Source organism: Streptomyces sp. NPDC091280 (assembly GCF_044768565.1).
Lineage (GTDB): Bacteria > Actinomycetota > Actinomycetes > Streptomycetales > Streptomycetaceae > Streptomyces.
Map to the genome: position 1 here is coordinate 717,860 of NZ_JBIVUZ010000001.1, position 19,476 is coordinate 737,335.

Genomic DNA, 19,476 nt, shown 5'->3' on the forward strand with positions numbered 1-19,476 from the left:
ACAATCCGTTCCGACCTGCGGAAACGTGCTGGCGGAGGCATCCGCCGAACCGCTCGCGGGCCGATTGTCAGTGCCGGGATCTACCTTCGATGTCATGACTCAGCAGGGGGTGCGCTGGACGGCTGATCAGGTGCTCGCACTGGCGCCTGACGCAGCGTCACGCAAGGCGGGAAGCAAGCTCGGGGCGGCGGGGCCGTGGTCCGAGGCGGGGAGTTCCGACGAGGGGACGGTGTGGGGGCTGTGCAAGGGCAGTGGCAGCAAGCCGTATCAGACGGTCGTCGACATCGCGGAGGCCGCGGGGCCGGCGTACAAGTGCAGTTGTCCGAGCCGCAAGTTCCCGTGCAAGCACGCGCTGGGACTGCTGCTGCTGTGGGCGGGCGAGGACGGCGCGGTACCGGCGGGGCAGGCGCCGGACTGGGCCGAGCAGTGGCTGGCGGGGCGGCGGAAGCGGACGGAGGACAAACGGGCGGCGGAGGCGTCCGGTTCCCCGGCCACCGCTGATCCCGAGGCGGCGCGGCGCAGGGCGGAGCGCCGGGCCGAGCGGATCACCGCGGGCGCGGGCGAGTTGGAGCAGCGGCTGACGGACCTGCTGCGCACCGGGCTGGCCGCCGCCGAGCAGGCGGGGTACGGGCTGTGGGAGGAGACCGCGGCCCGCATGGTCGACGCGCAGGCTCCCGGACTGGCCGCGCGGGCGCGGGAGTTGGGGGCGATCCCGTCCTCGGGACCGGGCTGGCCCGTGCGGTTGCTGGAGGAGTGCGCGCTGCTCCACCTCCTCGACCGGGCGTGGCTGCGCCGCGAGGGGCTGCCGGACGGTCTGGCGGCCACGGTCCGCTCCCGTGTCGGCCTGCCCGGTTCGGCGGACGGCCCGCCGGTGCGGGACAGTTGGCTGGTTCTGGCCCAGTACGACACGGCGGACGCGAAGCTGACGACGCGCCGGATATGGCTGCACGGCACGGTGTCGGACCGTACGAGCCTGCTCCTGTCGTACGGTGCGGCGGGCCGTGCTCCGGAGTTGGCGCTGCCGGTCGGGCTGGCCCTGGAGGCGGAGGTGTCCGCGTTCCCCGGTGCCGGGCAGCTCCGGGCGGCCCTGGGCGAGCAGTTCGCACCGCCCGGACCGACGACGGCTCGGCCGCGAGGTGTGACGACCGCGCAGGCCGCGGCCCGTTACGGCGCGGCGCTGCGTGACGACCCGTGGCTGGACGCGGTCCCGGTGACCCTGGACCGGGTCGTGCCGACCCCGGACGGCGACTCCTGGCAACTGGCGGACGCGGACGAGGAGTTGGCACTGCCTCTCACTGCCGCCGCCTGTTCCCGGCCCGGCCTGTGGCGGCTCGTCGCGCTCTCCGGGGGCGCCCCGGTCAAGGTCTTCGGCGAACTGGGCCACCGGGGCTTCACCCCGCTGACGGCCTGGCCGGAGGCGGCGGGAGAGCCGGTGTCCCTGTGCTGAGCACACCCACCCACTCGACGGAAAGGCACCGCATGAACAGCACCTCCGCCGCGGGCGACTGGGAGGAACTGGTCACCACCGCGCTCCTCGGCACGGACCGCCGTACGCCCGCGGGGTGCGCGCCGGGCCGGGACGCGCCCGTGGCGCTGCTGGACGCGGCGGCCGTGGCGACCGTGCGGCGGCGGGCGGGGCTCCGTCCGGCGCGGGCGGCCGGACGACCGGAGCCGGCCGTGCCCGACACGCGTCCGGCGCTGCCCGTCGCGGCGGCCCGCCGGCTGGTCATGCTGCTGACCGACCGTCCCGGCACGGGCGGCGGCGGACGCCGGGGCACCTCGCCCGATCTCATGGAGTTGCTGCCCCAGTGGCTCGCGGCGGCCAACGCGCGCGGTTTCGGCGCCCCCGTCGAGGTGCTGCCCGCGCTGCTGGACGCGGCCCGGGGGCGTACGGATCTGCGGCCGGCGGCGCTGGAGTTCGCGGGCCCGCGCGCGTTGTGGCTGGCCCGGCTGAACCCGGACTGGCGGTTCGCGCTGCGCGCCACCCCGGGCGGCGGTGCTGCCCTGCCCGACCTCGACGACCCGGACCAGGTCCGACAGCTCTGGCAGGAGGGCCTGTTCGCCGAACGTGTCGCCCTGCTCGCGGCGATACGCGCGCACCGCCCCTCGGCCGCGAGGGACCTGCTCGTCACCACCTGGGCGACGGAGCGGGCGGAGGACCGGCTGATGTTCCTCGACTCGCTGCGCACGGGGCTCACGGCCGGGGACGAGCCCTTCCTGGAGCAGGCGTTGGCCGACCGGAGCCGCAACGTACGGGCCACGGCGGCGGAGTTGCTGTCGGCGCTCCCCGACTCTGCGCTCGCCGCGCGGATGGCGGTCCGGGCGACGGCCTGCGTGGCGGTGGACCGTACGCGCGAGGAACCCGGCCTGGTCGTGGAGGCGCCGCACGAGTGCGACCCGGGTATGGAGCGGGACGGTGTGATCGCCAAGGCTCCGGCGGGGCGCGGTGAACGCTCTTGGTGGCTCGGCCAGTTGGTGGAGGCGACCCCGCTCGGGACCTGGGAGCGGCGGCTCGGCGGACGTACGCCCGGGGACATCGTGGCGCTTCCGGTGGCGGACGACTGGCGGAGCGAGCTGCACGCCGCGTGGTGCCGGGCGGCGGTACGGCAGCGGAACGCCGCATGGTCCCGGGCCCTGCTCGGGTCGCCGTCCGCGCCCGAGGCGGGAGGGCCGGGGGCGGTGTCGCTGGCCGAGCGCGCCAAGCTGCTCGGCACGCTGCGCGGGGACGAACGCGCCGAGTGGGTGGCCGGGTTCATCGCGGCGCAGGGGTTGTCCGAGGCGTTCCAGCTGCTCGGGGTGTGTGCGGTGCCATGGGCCGCGCCGCTGGGGCGGGCGGTGGTGGACGCGCTGAACATCGCGCGGGACGCGGGGAGTTACCCATGGAGCTTCAGCGGGGTGATGGGGCTGGCCGAGCGGTGCCTCGACCCGGCCGAGGCGGGCCGGCTCGACGGTCTGCTCGCGGTGCCGGACGAGTCGGAGGACGCGGCACCGGGAGCGGGGGGTTATTGGGCGGAGGCGTTCCAGCGACTCGTGACGACCCTGCGGTTGCGGGCCGCGATGGCACGGGAGTTGGCGGGGCCGTGACGCCGACTCCCGCTCGCCGCAGGCCTACGCGCCGGCCGGCTGGCGCACGTTCTCCCGCACCCAGTCCACGATCGACTGTGTGGTCGCCCCGGGGGTGAAGATCTCCGCGACGCCCTTCTCCTTGAGGGGGGCGATGTCCTCCTCGGGGATGATGCCGCCGCCGAACACGAGGATGTCCTCCGCCTCGCGCTGCCGCAGCAACTCGATCACGGCGGCGAAGAGCGTGTTGTGGGCGCCGGAGAGGATGGAGAGGCCGATCGCGTCGGCGTCCTCCTGGATCGCGGTGTCGACGATCTGCTCGGGGGTCTGGTGCAGGCCGGTGTAGATGACCTCCATACCGGCGTCGCGCAGCGCCCGCGCGATCACCTTGGCCCCGCGGTCATGGCCGTCGAGCCCCGGCTTGGCCACCACCACGCGGATCGGACCGGCTGCCACACCCATCACTGCCTCCATGAAGCGCTCGCGTTCATCCCTACCGGCGGGTACCGCGGCACCCGCTCCGGCGCGGGGAGTGAACGAACGTTATCTCCAGCATCCCGCAACCGGCAGTTTCGCGGTGGATACCGAGGGGGAAATCACACGATGGGACACGTTCACCGCGCAGCGTTCCAGCGGGAACAAGCGCACCGGGAGCCGCAACGAGGTCGCCGCACCACCGCGCCGCAGGCCGCGCGCCGTGGTGGTGCGGCGCATCGGCGCAGGCACGAAGGGCACGCAGGGCAGGTGCGCCACGCCCGCTCCGCGCGTACCCCTCGCGCGACCGCCGGTGATCCTCGCGGCGGCCTCCCACGAGGGCACACGGGGGACGGAGCTGTCGTTCCGTGTGCCGACAGGAGGTCGGCCATGAAGGTCACCAGGGCGGTGCAGCCCTTTCTCCCCCTCTGTCAGCGCCTTCTGCCCAGCAGGCTGGCGGGGCTCTCCATGGCCCTCCTGAAAGCAACGGCCCTGGAGATCGCGATCCTCGCGGGCCACCTTCTCCTCTATCCGTCCGGCATCACCCAGGAACGCAGGCTGCCGCTTCCTCCGGCCCCCTCCCCGGAGGACGCGGCACCGCTGCCGACCGAGGCGAGGCCCCCGGTGGTGCTGCTGCACGGGTTCATCGACAACCGCTCGGTGTTCGTGCTGCTGCGCCGGGCCCTGGCCCAGCACGGCCGCAGGCCGGTCGAATCGCTCAACTACTCGCCGCTGACCTGCGACATCCGTACCGCGGCCGAGCTGCTCGGCCGGCATGTCGAGGAGATCTGCGAGCGCACGGGCAGTGAGCGGGTGGACATCGTCGGGCACAGTCTGGGCGGGCTGATCGCCCGCTACTACGCACAGCGGCTCGGCGGTGACCTGCGGGTCCGCACACTGGTGACGCTCGGGACCCCGCACTCGGGCACCGCCGTGGTCCCGCTGGCCGACGCGCATCCGATCGTCCGCCAGATGCGGCCGGGCTCGGCGGTCATCGAGGAGCTGCGCCTGCCCGCCCCCGGCTGCCGCACGCGCTTCGTCTGTTTCTGGAGCGACCTCGACCACCTGATGGAGCCGCTGGAGACCGCCCGCCTCGACCATCCCGATCTGATCACTGAGAACGTGCAGGTCAGCGGTATCGGCCATCTCGCGCTGCCGGTGCACCCGGCCGTCGCGACGGGAATCTGCCAGGCGCTCGACACACCGCAGACGGAAGCTCCGGCCACGACCGCCCGCGCGGGCGGTCTGACGGTGGCCTGATGCCGACCCGACAGGTGGCCCGACGGATGGCCTCACAGGCGCCCTGACGGCGGCCCGATCGTCGGCGCCCGGACGTCTCGCACAGGGCGCCGACAGCCGCGGAACAGCCTCCGACCTCGAACGCTATTCGAACACCAGGCCAAACCCGTGCCCGCCGTCCCCCGAAACACGGCCGAATGCCCGTTTCCGGCGGACGCGAAACCTGAGGAAGATTGTCGGGCCCGCGTACCGCCGGGTACAGTCGCCGCACTGCTCTGGCAGCCCCTGTTGTCGAGGCGAATAGAGAAGTTGGTGAACGACCGTCACCCGTCGGGGATCATGACCACCCCGGCTCCGGCTTCCGATGCCACCTCGGCGCAGTACGCGTCGTACGGCGGACAGGACGCTCAGTACGGTGACTTCACCACGTACGGCGACCACTCCGCCACGGGTTTCCACCCGGGCGCGGACAGCGAGCACAGCACCGCGAGTTTCGCCACCGATCCCCTCTTCGGCGACATGCAGGGCCACGGCACCGGTTCGCACACCACGGGCGCCTACGACTCCTCGGGCTGGTCCACGGGTGCCCAGCACGCCCTGAACTACGACCCGTACGCGGCCCAGCACCACGCCGCCTACGACACGGGCGCCTACGAGACCACCGCCTGGTCGGCCGACTACCAGCAGCTGTCCGCGATCCCGCCGCAGACCTCCGCGCAGGACATCAGCGGCCAGTGGGACGCCGCCGCCTGGCTCCAGCCGGACCGGTCGGCCCACTCCGCCGCCCCCGCCGACCCGACCCAGCAGTGGGAATGGGGCACGCAGGCCTTCGACACGGGCGCCTACGACGCCACGCAGTGGAACGCCGACGGCAGCCCCGCCGACGCGACCACCGCCTTCGAGCAGCCGTCGTACGACACGACGCACGAGGGTTCGTACGACGGCACGCACGAGGGCACCTACGACGAACCCGCCCCGGAAGACGGCGAGTTGACCGCCACCGGTGAGATGCCCGCCCTCGACGAGGACGGGTCGGACCCGGACGGTCCCGAGGCACGGCACGAACTCCTCGAAGACCAGGAGGAGTTCACCCCGGCCCCGGCGACCGCCTCGCGAGCCGCCGGCCGTGGCGGGAGCCGTTCCCGGCGCCGTACGCCTCCGAAGCGGTCCAAGCTGATCACGATCGCCGTGCCGTCCGCGTGTGTGATGGGGGTGGCGGGGATCGCCGCCGCGTCCGTCGGCACCCTGTCCGGCGGCAGCGACACGACGGCGTCCGCCTCCGACGCGACCACGGTGAAGCCGTCCGTCGCGAACAACAAGCTGGACGCGCAGATCAAGAGCCTGTCGGCCGGTGCCGACGACTTCGCCGACCGGGCCAGCCGTACGCAGGAACGCATCGACCTCAAGGCCCAGCAGGAGGCCGAGCAGAAGAAGGCGGCGGCGGAGGCGGCCCGCAAGGAGCGGCTGCGCCCCAAGTACGTGCTGCCGGTGACGCAGAAGGGCCTCAGCGCCTACTTCGGCCAGGCGGGCGTCAACTGGATGTCCGTGCACACCGGCATCGACTTCCCCGTCTCGTACGGCACGACGGTGATGGCCGCGACCGACGGCGTCGTCAGCACGAAGTGGAACAGCGCCTACGGCAACATGCTGATCCTCACGGAGAAGGACGGCACCCAGACCTGGTACTGCCACCTCTCCAGCTACCGCGTCGCCTCGGGCACGACGGTGAAGGCCGGCGACCCGATCGCGTACTCCGGGAACTCGGGCAACTCCACCGGTCCGCACCTGCACTTCGAGGTGCGCCCGGCGGGCGGAGCGGCCATCGACCCGCTCCCGTGGCTTCGCAGCCACGGGCTCGACCCGACGTAACTCCCCTTCCTCCTACAGCTTTTCGACCGGCGCGTACCGCAGCAGCAGGCGCTTCGGCTTGGCCTCTCCGAAGTCGACCGTCGCCTCCGCGTTCGCCCCCGTGCCCTTCACGCCGACCACTGTGCCGAGTCCGAACTGGTCGTGCGTGACCCGGTCGCCGACGGCCAGGGACACCACCGGCTTCTCCGAGGTCCGGCGGGTGGCGAAGCCCGACGCGCCCGACGCCGACGAGCGCGAGCGGGTCGAGGACAGCGAGGCCGCGATGCCCGAGGCCGGACCCGTGGACGGCGGGGCCGCCATGGCACCGGTCCGCTTCCACTCCACGTGCGCCGCCGGGATCTCCTCAAGGAAGCGCGAGGGCGGGTTGTACGACGGCTGTCCCCAGGCGCTGCGCAGCGAGGAGCGGGTGAGGTACAGGCGCTCCCGCGCGCGGGTGATGCCGACGTAGGCGAGGCGCCGCTCCTCCTCCAGTTCCTTGGTCTGGCCGAGGGCGCGCATGTGCGGGAAGACGCCGTCCTCCATGCCGGTGAGGAAGACGACCGGGAACTCAAGTCCCTTGGCGGTGTGCAGAGTCATGAGGGTGATGACTCCGGAGCCGTCCTCGCCCTCGTCGGGGATCTGGTCCGAGTCGGCGACCAGGGCCACCCGCTCCAGGAAGGCGGCGAGTCCCACGGGGGTCTCGCTCTCGCCGTCGCCCGCGCCGCTCTCCTGCTCGAACTCCAGGGCCACGGCGGCGAGTTCCTGGAGGTTCTCGATGCGGGTCTCGTCCTGCGGGTCGGTGGAGGCCTGCAACTCGGCGAGATAGCCGGTGCGTTCGAGGATCGCCTCCAGGACCGTCGCCGGTCCGGCACCGGACTCGACGATCGTACGGAGGTCCTCCATCAGCGTGTTGAACTTCTTGACGGCGTTCGTCGACCGCGCGGCCATGCCGTAGGCCTCGTCGACGCGCTTCAGCGCCTGCGGGAAGCTGATCTTCTCGCGCTGCGAGAGGGCGTCGATCATCGCCTCGGCGCGCTCCCCGATGCCGCGCTTGGGGACGTTGAGGATGCGGCGCAGCGGGACCGTGTCCTCCGGGTTGGCCAGGACGCGGAGGTAGGCCAGGACGTCCCGGACCTCCTTGCGCTCGTAGAAGCGGACGCCGCCGACGACCTTGTAGGGCAGGCCGACGCGGATGAAGATCTCCTCGAAGACACGGGACTGGGCGTTCGTCCGGTAGAAGACGGCGACGTCCGAGGCCTTGGCCTCGCCCGCGTCGGTGAGACGGTCTATCTCCTCGGCGACGAACTGCGCCTCGTCGTGCTCGGTGTCGGCGACATAGCCGGTGATCTGCGCGCCGGCGCCCGCGTTGGTCCACAGGTTCTTGGGGCGGCGGGACTCGTTGCGCTCGATGACCGCGTTGGCGGCGGAGAGGATCGTCTGGGTGGAGCGGTAGTTCTGCTCCAGGAGGATCGTCGTCGCGTTCGGGTAGTCCTCCTCGAACTGGAGGATGTTGCGGATCGTCGCGCCCCGGAAGGCGTAGATCGACTGGTCGGCGTCGCCCACCACGCACAACTCGGCCGGGGGCAGGTCGTGTTCGGCGGGCGGTACGTCCTCGTCGTGCGCGCCCGTCCCGACCAGCTCGCGCACCAGCGCGTACTGCGCGTGGTTGGTGTCCTGGTACTCGTCGACCATGACGTGCCGGAAGCGGCGGCGGTAGTGCTCGGCGACGTCCGGGAAGGCGCGCAGCAGGTTGACCGTGGTCATGATCAGGTCGTCGAAGTCGAGGGCGTTGGCCTCGCGCAGCCGCGACTGGTACATCGCGTAGGCCTGGGCGAGGGTCTTCTCGAAGCCGTCGGCAGCCTGGGCGGCGAAGTCCTCCTCGTCGATCAGCTCGTTCTTCAGGTTCGAGATCTTGGCGCTGAAGGACTTCGGCGGGAACTTCTTGGGGTCGAGGTCCAGGTCGCGGCAGACCAGGGCCATGAGGCGCTTGGAGTCGGCGGCGTCGTAGATCGAGAACGAGGAGGTGAAGCCGAGCTTCTTCGACTCGCGGCGCAGGATGCGGACGCACGCGCTGTGGAAGGTCATCACCCACATCGCGTTGGCGCGCGGGCCGACGAGCTGCTCGACGCGCTCCTTCATCTCGCCCGCGGCCTTGTTGGTGAAGGTGATCGCGAGGATCTGGCCGGGGTGCACATGGCGCTCGCCGAGGAGGTGGGCGATGCGGTGGGTGAGCACGCGGGTCTTGCCGGAGCCCGCGCCGGCCACGATGAGCAGCGGGGTGCCGGAGTGGACGACGGCCGCGCGCTGGTTCTCGTTCAGCCCGTCCAGGAGGGCCGCCGGGTCGACCGCGGGGCGCGGGGCGCCGTCCCGGTAGTAGGCGTCTCTGCTCGCGGGCATGTCGAACTTCCCGCCGAACAGGTCGTCCGGGACCGGCTCCGGTCCGTGCTCGTCCTCGGGCGGTGGCGGGGGCTCTTCCTCGTGGGCCCGAGGGGCCTTGAGATCCGCCAGGAAGCTGTCGTCAAAGAGGCTGCTCATCGCCCTCCGAGTTTAGGGCGCGCCACTGACAACGGGTCGCCACCCCGAGAACTCGGGAAAATTCACGGTCCACAACCATCCCGTCACGATCAGCGACGACCGCTCCCGCGCATGACCGAGGTCACGCGAACCTATCGGGCATTTCGGCCGCCAACCTTCACACAAGACACACACGTTGGTTAGCGTTCGATCAAGCTCCGTGACCCCACCGACCCGGAAGGAGTCGCCCCTTGGCCTCGTCGCACCGCAAGCCGCGTTCCGCCGGCTCGCGCATCGCAGGCATATGGACCCCCGCCGACGACGGCGGCGACCGGAACCCCGGAGAGGTCGAGCGGAAGATCGACGACCTCTACCGCCGGGCGGACTCGGCGGCCGAGGAGCACGGCACCCCCAAGCGCACACTGAAGTTCAACTCCGCGCGGAAGAAGCCGGGTTCCTTCACCGCCACCCCGGACGACCATTACGACCACGCCCAGTTGATGAGCCGGCTGACCGCCCGCCAGAAGGACGCGGTCGCCGCGCACCTCAGGCAGCGCTCCACGGCGGCGGCGAGGCCGCAGGAGTCGGCGGCGGGCGGCCGGGTCCCCGACGGGACGCCGAGCGACCTGAGGACGGCCAAGGCCACCGTCCAGAAGAAGCTCGCCACCGCACACGCGCTGCTGTCCCAACCGGCCACGCCCACAAGGGGGCAGGAGGCCGCCGCACTCGCGAAGCAGGCCATCGCCTTCGCCCGCGCCCAGATCGGCAAGCCGTACGTCGTGGGTGCCGCGGGACCGGGCTCCTACGACTGCTCGGGCCTCACCCAGGCCGCCTGGAAGGCCGCCGGAGTCACCCTCCCGCGCGCGACCGGCGAGCAGGCGACCGCCGGCCCGGCGGTCCCCCTGGCCGACGCGCAACCCGGCGACCTGGTCTTCTTCCACGACGACGTCAGCCACGTCGGTGTCTACGTCGGCGACGGCCTGATGATCCACGCCCCGAAGCCCGGCGCCTACGTCCGCGAGGAGTCGATCCACTTCGAGAGCACGGCGACCGTCCACAGCGTGGTGCGGCCGGCCTGAGCCGAATCGGCCGGCCTGAGCGGAATCGGTCGGCACGCGCGCGTGCGGGCGGCGTCGGCGTTCTCGACAGCCACGCGCGCGTGGAGGTGCTTTTGAGGTCCACGCGCGCGTGCCCCGGTGTCGCCGCCGGAACGGCTCCCTAGCATCGGAACCATGTCCGGTACCGGTATCTCCCGCTTCCGCGCCTGGTGGGCGCAGCGTCCGCCGGCGGCCGGGGCCGTCGTGATGGCGACCGGCATCGTCTCGGTCGGCCTGCGTCTCACCGGGTACGAGGTGCTGTCCCGTATCGCCTTCGCGCTGGCCTGCGCCTTCTGGCTGGGGCTGGCCGTGGACTTCGCCGTACGGCTGCTGTGGGACCGGCGGCGGTGGCTCACGGAGGCGGGGACGCCCGGTGCGCTGACCGCCGTGGCCGCGACCGCCGTGCTCGGCACCCGGTTCTCGATCGCGGGGTGGCAGACCGTGGCCGAGGCGCTGCTCGCGCTCGCCGCGGTGCTGTGGCCGGGGCTGCTCGTGCGGGTCCTGGGGAACTGGCGGGGGCGCATGCCCGGGACGGTGTTCCTGGGCTGTGTGGCCACGCAGTCGCTGGCGGTGCTGGGGGCCACGGTCGCGGCGGCCGGGTCGGTGGCCTGGCTCGCCCACACGGCGTTGGTGCTGTTCTGGTCCGGGCTGGTCCTCTACGGGTTCGCGCTGGCCCGTTTCGAGTGGCGGCAGATCGTCGTCGGGGCCGGTGACCACTGGATCGTCGGCGGCGCGCTGGCCGTCTCGGCGCTGGCCGGGTCGAAGCTGATCGTCGCCGACAGCGCCCGCCTGTATCTGTGGAACTCCGACGACCGGGGCGTCCTGCGGGCCGTGACCGTGGCGCTGCTGGTGCTGGACGTGGCCTGGTGCGTGGTGCTGCTGGCCGCCGAGATCGGCCGGCCCCGGCCGCGCTTCGACCTGCGCCGCTGGTCGACGGTGTTCCCGCTCGGGATGACGGCGGCGACCGTCCTGTCCGTGGGCACCGCCGTGGACGCCCCGTGGCTCAGGACGCCGGGGCAGGTGGTGCTGTGGATCGCGGTGGCGGCCTGGCTGGTGGTGGCGGCCGGGACGGTCCGGTTCTACTTCACCGCCGCCTCCGGGGTCACGTCCACAGGACCGCGATGAAGATGTTGACCATGGTGAGGCCGCCCACCAGCGCGAACTGGTTCTTGTCGACGCTCTCCTCGTCCCGCTTCACATAGACGAGTCCCAGGATCACGACCAGCAGCGCGAGCTTGACGCCGATCTTGATGTTGTTGACGTGCTGGTCGTCGGCCTGGTTGAGGCCGACCAGGATCGCGCCGGTGACCAGCATGGTCAGCGCGCCGTGCAGCATGCCGGGGACGAAGCGGGCCGTGCCCTGGCCCATCGCCTTCAGCTGGGTGAGGAAACCGCCGAGCAGCGCCGCGATGCCGATGATGTGCAGGCCGACGAAGAGATGGATGAGTACGTCCATGGCTCCGGAGCCTATGCAGGGGCCTGGGACGGGCCGACACCGGGCCGCCCTACGACTCGTACGACCGTGCATATATGCGGCCCATAGCACCGTGTCACCCCGTGTCGCGCCGGAACCGCCGCATCGGTCAGCGCGCCGCGCGAAGGCGGTGGCCCCGGGCCGGAATCGCAGTCACCCACCGTCAATCGGCGATCACCTCATGTCATTTCCGGACATGCGTTACCGGGCCGTCACCATCAGGTTTAGCGTCCTCCACCAGGTGACCGGCTCCCCACCGCCGCCCGGACCAGGGGCGGCAGTCGGACACCACCGCCGAGAAGGTCCGGCGGCGGTCCGCTCCCCCTGTGCGGGCCGCCGCCGGACGCGCAACCGGCCGCTCCCCCGGCGGTCGTACGAAAGGACGTGCAGTCCACGTGGCAGCGCACCGCAAGCCCCGACAGCGCTCGCTCAGCGGCCATACGGCCCGCACCGCCGCCACGATCGCCCTCGCGGGCGCGGCGACGGCGACCGGCTTCGACGGGACCTCGCAGGCCGAGCCGCAACTGACTCCGACACAGGTCAAGGCCAAGGTGGACAAGCTGTACCAGGAGGCGGAGGTCGCCACCGAGAAGTACGACGGCGCCAAGGAGAAGGCGGACGCGGCCGAGAAGCGGCTCAACACCCTGCGGGACGAGGCGGCGCGCAGGACGGAGAAGCTCAACTCGGCCCGGGACGCGCTCGGTTACGTGGCCGCCGCCCAGTACCGCAGCGGTGGCATCGACCCCGCGGTGCAGCTCATGCTCTCGAACAATCCCGAACGCTTCCTGGACGGCGCCGAGTTCGCCGACCGGGTGGGCCACCGGCAGACGGCGGCCGTCACCCTCGTACGCCAACAGCTGCGGGAGATCGAGCAGTTGCGCGGCGCCGCGCACATCGAGCTGACCTCGCTGAAGTCACGGCAGGCGGAACTCGGCCGGCAGAAGAAGACCATCAACGGAAAGCTGGACCAGGCACGGCGGCTGCTGTCCGCGCTGCCCCCGCAGCAGCGGGCTCAGGTCGAGCAGACCGCGGGCACCTCGGGGCGCGCGTCCCGGTCGGCGACCACGGCCCGGGACGCGCTGCACGCGCCCGGCTCCGCCGCCGCGGCGGCCGACGCCCCCGACTCCCGCGCGGCGGCGGCCGTCGCCTACGCCTACCGCAAGCTCGGCAGCCCCTACGTGTGGGGCGCGACCGGACCCGACGCCTTCGACTGCTCGGGCCTCGTCCAGGCCGCCTACAACTCCGCCGGAGTCGCGCTGCCCCGCACGACCTACGCCCAGATCAACGCCGGCCGGCGGGTCTCCCGGGACGAACTGCGCCCCGGCGACCTGGTGTTCTTCTACTCGGGCATCAGCCATGTCGGCATCTACGTAGGCGACGGCCAGATGATCCACGCCCCGAACCCGACCGCTCCGGTGCGGCTGGCGCCGATCGACCAGATGCCGTTCGCGGGGGCGACCCGGGTGGTGTGAACTCCCTTACGGGTCACACCAGTCGGCGGGCCGTCGCCCAGCGGGTCAGCTCGTGCCGGTTCGACAGCTGGAGCTTGCGCAGCACCGCCGAGACATGGGACTCGACCGTCTTCACCGAGATGAACAGCTGCTTGGCGATCTCCTTGTAGGCGTAGCCGCGCGCGATCAGGCGCAGCACCTCGCGCTCGCGCTGGGTGAGACGGTCGAGGTCCTCGTCGACCGGCGGGGCGTCGGTCGACGCGAAGGCGTCGAGGACGAACCCGGCCAGCCTCGGGGAGAAGACCGCGTCGCCCTCCTGGACCCGGAAGACGGAGTTGACGAGGTCGGTGCCGGTGATCGTCTTGGTGACGTAGCCGCGGGCACCGCCGCGGATCACCCCGATCACGTCCTCCGCCGCGTCCGACACCGACAGCGCGAGAAAGCGCACGGGCTGCTCGGCGTCGCTCATCAACGGGGCGCAGCGGCGCAGGACTTCGACCCCGCCGCCGCCCGGGAGGTGGACGTCGAGGAGGACCACCTCGGGGCGGGTCGCGGTGATGACCGTGACCGCCTGGTCGACGTCCGCGGCCTCACCGACCACCTCGACACCGGTCTCCTCGGTGCGGCCGATCTCCGCCTGGACCCCCGTACGGAACATGCGGTGGTCGTCGACGAGGACCACCCGCACGTGACGCCCGCCCGCGCTCGTGCCGGTCGGCTCCACAGGCTCGTTCGTCTCGGTCGCGTCGCTCATGACGTCTTCTCCGCCCTCTCCATCTCCAGCTCGACCTCGGTACCACCGTCCGGCACCGCGCGCAGCCGTGCCGTACCGCCGTGTCGCTCCATGCGGCCGATGATCGATTCTCTGACGCCCATGCGGTCGGCGGGTATCGAGTCGAGGTCGAAGCCCGGTCCGCGGTCACGGACGGACACGAAGACCTTCTTCCCCTCCACCTCGGCGTAGACCTGCACGGCGCCGCCCTCGCCACCGTACTTGGCCGCGTTCACCATCGCTTCGCGCGCGGCCTGCATCTGGGCGCCGATTCTCTCGTCGAGCGGGCAGTCGCCGACGACGACCACCTCGATGGGGACGCCGTGCTTGTCCTCGACCTCGGCCGCGCTGCGCCGGACCGCCTCGGCGAGGGTGTCGGGTTCGTCGGCCTCCTCCTTGCCGGTGCCCTCCGGTTTGTAGAGCCAGGCGCGCAGGTCGCGCTCCTGGGCGCGGGCCAGCCGGCGCACCTCGTTCGGGCTGTCCGCGTTGCGCTGGATCAGGGTCAGGGTGTGCAGCACGGAGTCGTGCACATGGGCGGCGACCTCGGCGCGCTCCTGGGCGCGGATGCGCATCAGGCGCTCCTCGGAGAGGTCCTGGGTCATCCGCACGAGGTAGGGGCCGGCGAGCAGGGTGATGCCGACGAGGACCGCGAGGGCCGCCTGGAGCACCGACCCCAGGTGGGCGGCGGAGCCCTGGAGCACGAAGATCGCGGTGGCGCCGGCGGTGACCAGCAGGACGCCGCCGCCCGCGCGCAGCAGGCTGAGCGTACGGCGCCGGCCGCCGACCTCGGCCCAGCGGGCGCGGCGCGCGTTGTCCGCCTGGCGCCAGACGAGGGCGACGCCCGCGCCGACGAGGACGGTCGGGAAGAGATAGGCCTTGGCTCCGTCGCCCAGATTCACGTTGCCGACGAAGACCAGCGCCACGACGACCATGAGGAGCAGGGCGACGATCTGGCCCTTGTCCGGCTTGCGGGCGACGAGTCTGCGGCGGCCGTCCGGCGAGGTCTCGGTGGAGACCAGGGACGGGGGCCGCTGGCCGGCGACACCGCCGACGCCGAGCGGTACGAAGAACCAGAACGAGGCGTAGAGCAGCGCGCCGAGTCCGTCCGCGAGGAACAGCCCCACGAACACCAGGCGCACCCAGATCACCGGCAGGCCGAGATGCCCGGCGAGCCCCCGCGCCACTCCGCCGAGCCAGCGTCCGTCGCTGCTGCGGTAGAGCTTGCGCGGGGGCCGCGGGTCCTCGACTGGCACTGCTGCGGCGTCCGGCATGCCATCGATGTTCACACGCCCCGCCGCCCGGAGCATCAGGGTCGGCCCCCGAGACTCCCCTGATCTTCGAAAACGACGTGTCTCAGGGGCCTTTCGCGGTGTCGGGGTCGGGGTCGAACACTACCCCGGTCCCTGTCAGGGCGGATCTCAGGGTTCGGCCAGGGTCGTCCCGACTGCCATCGGCGCCTCGCGCCGGGCAGCATGGACGCATGACAGATCACGAGCGCGCCGCGACGGGTCAGGGACCCGGCTCCGGCCCGGGCCCGGCAGCGGGCGGCGGGCCCGAGGACGCCGTGCCCGCCGCGGGTGCCGCGTCGCCGGGTGCCGCGCCCGGCGGCACCATGACGGCCGCGCACCGGTTCCGGCGGGACCGGCGGTCCAAGGTGCTCGCGGGGGTGTGCGCGGGGCTCGGGCGGCAGTGCGACATGGACCCGGTGATCTTCCGGATCACGCTCGCGGTGCTCTCGGCGACGGGCGGCATCGGCCTCATCTTCTACGGCTTCGCCTGGCTCTTCGTCCCGTACGACGACGAGGAGGAGAACGAGGTCCGCAAGCTCTTCACCGGCCGCGTAGACGGCCAGGCCCTGGCCGCCGTGCTGTTCGCGCTGGTCGGCTGCGGTGTGTTCCTGTCGATGCTGAGCAACGGCAGTGTGCTCACCTTCGCCGTCGTCCTCTCCCTCCTGCTGGCCGGCGCGGGGTACTGGTCGCAGCAGCGCGGCGCCCCCGACCCCGACCCGCTGGCCGCGCAGGCCGTCGCCGACGCCCCGCCGGAGGCCCAGGCACCGCCGGTGCCCGCCTCCTACCCGTCCTGGTGGCGCGACCCGATCGTCAAGGACGGCACCCACGTCGGTGGCACCGGATATCTGTGGGGCCCCGGCGACTCCCGTGCGCGCGACATCACGGACGCGGTCCACATCAGTCTCGGCCCCTCCTATCCGCACTGGCCCGCGGATCTGCGGACCGCGCGGCCGGCCGTCCCCAAGCCGCGCGGCCCGCGCTGGATCGGCGGCTGGGTCTTCCTGTTCGCCCTGCTCGCGGGCGCCCTCGGCACCGCCGCGAAATGGGACGACCAGGCACTCGGCACCAGCCTTCAGACGGGCCTGGCCTGCGCGCTCGTCGTCTTCGGAGTGGGGATCGCGGTCAGCGCGTTCACGGGGCGTACAGGGGCGGGCTCGGTGTTCCTCGCGATCGTCACGGCAGGTCTGCTCGCCGCCTCGGCGGCCCTGCCCAAGGACCTCACCACCCACTGGGAGCACCTGACCTGGCAGCCCGCCGCGGTGACCCAGGTACAGCCGAAGTACGACCTGGGCAACGGCGTGGGAACCCTCGATCTGACCCGGCTGCGGCTGGCCGACGGACAGACGGTGACGACGCACGCCGAAGTGGGCATCGGCCAGTTGAAGGTGATCGTGCCGTCGGACGCGACGGTGAGACTGACCGTGGACGTGGGCGTCGGGGACATCCAGTTGCCCGGTGACGACAAGAAGGACGTGGACGTGGAACCGGGCAAGCACCAGCAGGTCACCCTGACCCCGGCGACGGGCGTCAAGAGCACCGGCACGCTGGACCTGGACCTCCGGGTCGGCGTCGGACAGGCGGAGGTCAGCCGTGCCGCGTCATGAGTTCCAGCCCGGGAAGCTGGTCATCGGTCTCTTCCTCGTCGCCGCGGGCGTGGCCTACGCCGGGGACGCGGGCGGGCTGTGGGTGACCGAGTGGTTCACGGCGATCCCCCTGGTCGTGGTCGGCCTGCTGCTGGCCGGTGTGGTGGCGGGGGTCAACGGGGCGGTCCGCAGACGACGCAGGGCCGGCCGTACGGGCACGGCCGACCCCGGTCCTGAGATATCCGGCTGAGGGCCGACTACCGGTAGCCGCCCGCCCGTTGCCTTCGCCTCGCGCGTAGCGCCGCGTCCAGGGAGAACACGGAGGCGCCCGCGAGGACGAGGGGCAGCCAGGCCATCAGATAGGCGAGGTCGTTGCCGTAGTAGTAGGGGTCGGACTGCCAGCTGACGGTCAGCCACAGGCTGAGGGAGATCAGCGCGCCGCCGAGTGCGGCGATGCGGGCCAGCAGACCGATCAAGGTGCCGATGCCCACGGCGAGTTCACCGAAGGCGATGGCGTAGCCGAAACCGACGGGGCTCTTCAGGGACAGGTCGACCAGGGCCGGGATCGCGGACGAGTCGCGGACCGCGCGCATCGTCTCGCCGACCGAGCCCGCGCCGGACGCCTTCAGGAAGGCGCTGTCGGTGAGTTTGTCCAGGCCCGCGTAGATGAAAGTGACGCCCAGGAAGACGCGCAGTGGGAGGAGGGCGTATCGGGTGGCGGTGTCCCGCCAGCTCCGGTCGCCGTCGAGGTACGGGGTTTGCGTATCCATTCGAGTGCCGTGAGTCATCGCCCTTAGCCGCCTCTCGCCCGCCGTTGACCCCTCAACAGACCATACGTACGAAAAGGGGGACCCGCTCAACCATGCTTCGGACAGTTTTTCGGAATGGGGCCGCCTTCGGGCGGTGGTCGGCCAGGTTCGTCGGCCATGCGGATGTGAGCCCGGATCTGCCGCACGGAGCGCCCGGGGACTTCGGCGACGGCCGCCCGCGCGTCGTCGCCGAACCGGACCAGGCGGCCCGGGTGACGAACCCGGTGGCCTGGGTGGCGGACCCGCTGGCCTGGGTGGCAGGGCGCGGTCACGGCGAGGGGCGGGGAGCCGTCCGGGTGGGGCTCGGCCAGGCCTACGCACGACTCCCGGTCGACCGGGCCGCCCGCTCGGTCGCCGGACTCCCGCCCGGACTGCCCGTGAGGGTCGGCCGGGAGGACCGAGCGGACCGGTCGGACCGGTCGGACCGGTCGGACCGGTCGGACCGGTCGGACCGGTCGGACGTCGTCACCCGTGGGTGGGGTCAGTCGGCCACGTCGACGACGCAGGTGTTCGTCTCGACGCCCGCCGCGGTCACGACCTGTACCTCCACCCGTCCGGGTTCGACGTCCACGGGGACCGGGACGGTCAGGAGGGTGTCCGTCGGGTTGGAGAAACCGCCGGTGACCGGGACGAGCGGGACATGGACGTTGACCGGGCCGATGCGCACGACCATGCGGGAGAGCCGGTCCGCGGTCCGGGCGCCCGGGGGCACGAAGCCCGCGCCGCGGATCTCGATGTCGTCGCCGGTGCGGATGGGGGCGTCGAGGTCGCCCGCCTCACGTGCCCGCACCACGGAGAGGATGACCGGACGGCCGCCCTCCGCGTACTTGCCGGCCAGGTACGTCGCGGCGGAGATGAGGACGACCACCGCCAACCCCCAGGGCAGGTCCGGGAGTTGGTCGGGGCGGCGGGCGAGTCGCACGGCCGCGAAGACCAGGGCGACAGCGCTGATCACGACGTACTGGATGTCGGCGAAGGTGCCGCGTCCCGCGTCGTCGGTGAGGAGGTCGGCCGCGCGCGGGCGGTCGGCGGGGATCTTCTGGAGGCGCTGGCCGAGGACCCGCAGGCCGACGACCCGGCGGACCAGGACGGCGATGGCGCTGACCACGGCGAGGACGGTCACCACCCCGGCGCCGCGGGCGAGTTCGAGGCCGGAGATGAGGGCGTCGCGTTCGGCGTGGTCGGAGGCGGCGGCGAGGCGGCCGGCCAGGACCAGCACCGCGTACGCGACGAACAGCACCCAGGACACGGCCACCGCGCGGGAGGTCGACAGCCGGTTGTCCTCACCGATGACCGGGGCCAGCGCCCCGCCGCGCGCCCGGTGGAACCAGGAGGCGGCGCTCAGCGCGCCCGCGACCACCAGCGCGGCCAGCGCTCCGGCCGTGCGGGCCGCCGTCCAGCCCGCGCCGATCGCGGTGAACGACTGCACCAGGAGCAGTACGACGAAGCCGCCCCACACGGCGAGTGCCGTGCGGTGCCACAGGCGCGCCAGCCAGGCGCCGCCCTCGGCCCGGCCGCGTTCGGCGACGTCGTCGGCGGACTGGGTCAGCTCGTCCGAGACCCACTGCCGGGAGGCGGACGCCGAGTGCGCCACCGCCGCGGGCAGGCCCTCCCCGGCCGCGAAGCCGTCCCGCTTGACCAGGAACGCGGCGACCGCGCGCCGATGCCCCTCGCGTGCTCCGTGCGGGCAGTCCCCGCAGGTGCAGCCGCCTCCGTGGGCACCGATGTGCTCGCCGCCCTGTCTCGCCTCCTGCACCGCCACGCCCGATGCCCGCCTTCCCCACCGTTGTCCGACACAACTCCCGCACGACAAGAGCGGATTGTGCCCTACGGGACACGGCTCGCGTCCGGCAGGTCTGGTCA

General features: G+C 72.4%; 16 protein-coding genes. 9 read left to right on the forward strand and 7 right to left on the reverse strand.

Annotated features, from left to right (window positions below):
- Window positions 1-94 precede the first annotated feature (94 nt).
- Window positions 95-1,447 carry an SWIM zinc finger family protein gene (locus tag ACIQPR_RS03350; protein WP_403641158.1) on the forward strand — a complete coding sequence of 451 codons (1,353 nt, stop codon included), beginning with the start codon at window positions 95-97 and terminating at the stop codon, window positions 1,445-1,447.
- A gap of 32 nt (window positions 1,448-1,479) precedes the next feature.
- Window positions 1,480-3,084: a DUF5691 domain-containing protein gene (locus tag ACIQPR_RS03355; protein ID WP_403641161.1), complete on the forward strand. Its 1,605-nt coding sequence runs from the start codon at window positions 1,480-1,482 to the stop codon at window positions 3,082-3,084.
- A 24-nt stretch (window positions 3,085-3,108) separates the two neighbouring features.
- On the opposite strand, the gene ACIQPR_RS03360 is transcribed toward ACIQPR_RS03355, so the two are convergent.
- On the reverse strand, window positions 3,109-3,525 hold the full coding sequence (locus ACIQPR_RS03360; protein ID WP_403641164.1) for a cobalamin B12-binding domain-containing protein: 417 nt from the start codon (window positions 3,523-3,525) through the stop codon (window positions 3,109-3,111).
- 402 nt (window positions 3,526-3,927) lie between these two features.
- On the opposite strand from ACIQPR_RS03360, the gene ACIQPR_RS03365 reads away from it, so the two are divergent.
- Both ACIQPR_RS03365 and ACIQPR_RS03370 read left to right on the forward strand, forming a co-directional pair.
- A complete protein-coding gene (locus ACIQPR_RS03365) occupies window positions 3,928-4,797 on the forward strand; it encodes an esterase/lipase family protein (RefSeq protein WP_403641167.1) in 870 nt (289 codons plus the stop codon).
- Between the two features lie 318 nt (window positions 4,798-5,115).
- Complete coding sequence (locus ACIQPR_RS03370; protein WP_403642895.1) at window positions 5,116-6,645, forward strand: peptidoglycan DD-metalloendopeptidase family protein; 1,530 nt, start codon at window positions 5,116-5,118, stop codon at window positions 6,643-6,645.
- A gap of 12 nt (window positions 6,646-6,657) precedes the next feature.
- Here the strand turns inward: ACIQPR_RS03370 and pcrA are convergent, their stop codons facing one another.
- Window positions 6,658-9,159 carry a DNA helicase PcrA gene (gene pcrA / locus ACIQPR_RS03375; protein ID WP_403641170.1) on the reverse strand — a complete coding sequence of 834 codons (2,502 nt, stop codon included), beginning with the start codon at window positions 9,157-9,159 and terminating at the stop codon, window positions 6,658-6,660.
- A gap of 230 nt (window positions 9,160-9,389) precedes the next feature.
- Between pcrA and ACIQPR_RS03380 the strand changes: the two genes are divergently transcribed.
- Window positions 9,390-10,217, forward strand: a complete 828-nt coding sequence (locus tag ACIQPR_RS03380; protein WP_403641174.1) for a C40 family peptidase — start codon at window positions 9,390-9,392, stop codon at window positions 10,215-10,217.
- A gap of 153 nt (window positions 10,218-10,370) precedes the next feature.
- The gene (locus ACIQPR_RS03385) at window positions 10,371-11,360 is read left to right on the forward strand and encodes a tellurite resistance/C4-dicarboxylate transporter family protein (protein WP_403641177.1); all 990 of its coding nucleotides are present in this window, start codon (window positions 10,371-10,373) and stop codon (window positions 11,358-11,360) included.
- On the opposite strand, the gene ACIQPR_RS03390 is transcribed toward ACIQPR_RS03385, so the two are convergent.
- Complete coding sequence (locus ACIQPR_RS03390) at window positions 11,338-11,691, reverse strand: hypothetical protein (RefSeq protein ID WP_403641179.1); 354 nt, start codon at window positions 11,689-11,691, stop codon at window positions 11,338-11,340. The two genes, ACIQPR_RS03385 and ACIQPR_RS03390, sit on opposite strands and share 23 nt — an antisense overlap.
- A 413-nt stretch (window positions 11,692-12,104) precedes the next feature.
- On the opposite strand from ACIQPR_RS03390, the gene ACIQPR_RS03395 reads away from it, so the two are divergent.
- A complete protein-coding gene (locus ACIQPR_RS03395) occupies window positions 12,105-13,181 on the forward strand; it encodes an NlpC/P60 family protein (RefSeq protein ID WP_403641182.1) in 1,077 nt (358 codons plus the stop codon).
- A 13-nt stretch (window positions 13,182-13,194) separates the two neighbouring features.
- Here ACIQPR_RS03395 and ACIQPR_RS03400 read toward each other — a convergent pair whose 3' ends face one another.
- Entirely contained in the window at window positions 13,195-13,914 is a 720-nt protein-coding gene (locus ACIQPR_RS03400) for a LuxR C-terminal-related transcriptional regulator (RefSeq protein WP_403641184.1), read from the reverse strand.
- A complete protein-coding gene (locus ACIQPR_RS03405; protein WP_403641186.1) occupies window positions 13,911-15,203 on the reverse strand; it encodes a PspC domain-containing protein in 1,293 nt (430 codons plus the stop codon). The genes ACIQPR_RS03400 and ACIQPR_RS03405 overlap by 4 nt, the downstream gene beginning before the upstream one ends.
- Window positions 15,204-15,412: 209 nt before the next feature.
- Between ACIQPR_RS03405 and ACIQPR_RS03410 the strand changes: the two genes are divergently transcribed.
- Together ACIQPR_RS03410 and ACIQPR_RS03415 are read left to right on the forward strand one after the other, a co-directional pair.
- The gene (locus ACIQPR_RS03410; RefSeq protein ID WP_403641188.1) at window positions 15,413-16,825 is read left to right on the forward strand and encodes a PspC domain-containing protein; all 1,413 of its coding nucleotides are present in this window, start codon (window positions 15,413-15,415) and stop codon (window positions 16,823-16,825) included.
- Window positions 16,812-17,054: a hypothetical protein gene (locus ACIQPR_RS03415; RefSeq protein ID WP_403641191.1), complete on the forward strand. Its 243-nt coding sequence runs from the start codon at window positions 16,812-16,814 to the stop codon at window positions 17,052-17,054. The genes ACIQPR_RS03410 and ACIQPR_RS03415 overlap by 14 nt, the downstream gene beginning before the upstream one ends.
- A 7-nt stretch (window positions 17,055-17,061) precedes the next feature.
- Here the strand turns inward: ACIQPR_RS03415 and ACIQPR_RS03420 are convergent, their stop codons facing one another.
- Window positions 17,062-17,592 carry a DoxX family protein gene (locus ACIQPR_RS03420; protein WP_403641193.1) on the reverse strand — a complete coding sequence of 177 codons (531 nt, stop codon included), beginning with the start codon at window positions 17,590-17,592 and terminating at the stop codon, window positions 17,062-17,064.
- 502 nt (window positions 17,593-18,094) lie between these two features.
- Window positions 18,095-19,375 (reverse strand): hypothetical protein, encoded by a 1,281-nt coding sequence (locus tag ACIQPR_RS03425; protein ID WP_403641196.1) that lies wholly within the window; start codon window positions 19,373-19,375, stop codon window positions 18,095-18,097.
- Between the last annotated feature and the right edge of the window lie 101 nt (window positions 19,376-19,476).